Source organism: Thermoflavimicrobium dichotomicum (assembly GCF_900114055.1).
GTDB lineage: Bacteria > Bacillota > Bacilli > Thermoactinomycetales > Thermoactinomycetaceae > Thermoflavimicrobium > Thermoflavimicrobium dichotomicum.
Genome location: NZ_FORR01000068.1, coordinates 1 through 1264, shown reverse-complemented (window position 1 = coordinate 1264; position 1264 = coordinate 1). Strand labels below are relative to the sequence as shown.

The following is a 1264-nucleotide window of genomic DNA, read 5'->3' as shown; positions in this document are numbered from 1 at the left end:
GAAGCGGTGGAGTGGATGGAATATCCATTGCCAAGATTGTGGACGAATACGGCGAAAGCCGTTTTCTAAACGAAATCTACCATGATTTGAAAAAGAAGAAATACCGTCCTTGTCCAGTCCGGCGTGCCTATATTCCGAAAGCAGACGGAAAACAAAGGCCATTAGGAATCCCGACCATACGAGATCGAGTGGTACAAATGGCAACGAAGTTGGTAATCGAACCCATTTTCGAAGCAGATTTTAAAGACTGTTCCTATGGCTTTCGTCCAAAACGGAATGCTCATCAAGCGATCTCACAAATACGTAAAGTGAGCAGAAAAGCATATTGGGTAGTAGATGTGGATATTCAAGGGTACTTTGATAACATCAATCACGAAAAGCTGATGAAGTTGGTCGAGATGCGGATTAGTGACCGGCGTGTGCTAAAGCTCATAAGAAAGTGGTTGAAGGCTGGAGTCATGGAAGACGTACGGTTCCATGAAACCGAGGTTGGTGCCCCACAAGGAGGAGTAATCTCCCCTTTATTAGCGAATATTTACCTAAACTACTTGGACACGATCTGGGAGAAGAAGTTTGCCCATTTGGGCAAACTGGTGAGATACGCAGATGATTTTGTCATTCTGTGCAAAACGAAGAAAGAAGCATTAGAAAGCATACGAATAATACAAGCCATTTTGAATAAACTCGATCTAACCTTGAACAAAGAAAAGTCAAGGCTAGTAAATATCTGGGATAACACAAATGGATTTGATTTTCTAGGTTTTCATCATAGAAAATTACCTAAATGGAGTAAAGGTGGAAACAAAATATATGTGATGTCTCATATTCCAAGTAAGAAAGCAATGAAGGAAATGAGACGAAAGATTAAAGAGTACACACAACACAGAAACAGACTTTTCTGGAGCTTAGATGATCTGATACGAGGACTAAATAGGAAGCTTCAAGGATTTAAGAATTATTATTTCACTTCTCCTATAGCCAAGAAGTGGCTCAACCGGATCGATTGGTATGTCATCGAACGCTTGACTCTTTTCTGGAATAAGAAAAGGAATAAGCGGAAAAGACTCCAACGAAGGGGAGAGATCATTAGACTGACACAAGGTAAACTATTGAAACTGACTAGCTCGAGTTAACCGCATGCCAAGGAAAGAAGAACATCGGAAAGCCGGATGAGGGAGAACCTCATGTCCGGTTTGATGAGGGGGAGCTGAAATGAGTAGGCGACCCAAAGGGGTCGCTGCAAAATTTCAGTTCTCTACTCTAC

1 protein-coding gene is annotated in these 1264 nt (G+C 41.7%); it reads left to right on the top strand.

Translation table 11 applies throughout. The features are described 5' to 3' along the window. Positions 1-1133 (top strand): group II intron reverse transcriptase/maturase (gene ltrA, locus BMZ78_RS18395; protein ID WP_093231814.1); only part of this gene is annotated, 1133 nt, incomplete at its 5' end. Positions 1134-1264 lie beyond the last annotated feature (131 nt).